Here is a 395-nt window from a genome sequence, read left to right on the forward strand (position 1 = left end):
CCGGTCCACTGTTCGTGACGGGCTTCCAGCCACTCCTGCTCATGGTTGATATCGCGCAGCACGCCGAGGTCGTCGTCCAGGCAGGCAAAGACCGGGAACAAGCCATTGGCCTGGGTGCTGGCGGTTTCCAGCCAATCCTGAGTGCCCTGGCCGTCCCAGCGCTCGGCACTCCACTGGCCCGGCGCCACGTCGCTGGCCTCGGGGTGTTGGGCGATGACCTTCTCCCGTTCCCGTGAGCGGTGCATCGCCGCGGTGTAGGCGTTGATATTGGCGGTTGTCGGCTCTTTCATCACCACTGCGCCCAGCGCGGCGGTATCGTCTCCGCCGTTTTTCTGATCGGCCTTCATCGAGCGGGCGTAGCTGGCGGGGATGAGTTCGGCGATGACCTGCTCGGC

At 65.6% G+C, this 395-nt stretch carries 1 pseudogene; it reads right to left on the reverse strand.

Annotated elements, in window-relative coordinates:
• Window positions 1-395, reverse strand: a pseudogene (locus NPS47_RS25475) (toxin VasX); the annotation flags it as partial.

Origin of the sequence: Pseudomonas putida (assembly GCF_028682475.1) — a bacterium.
Lineage (GTDB): Bacteria > Pseudomonadota > Gammaproteobacteria > Pseudomonadales > Pseudomonadaceae > Aquipseudomonas > Aquipseudomonas putida_AG.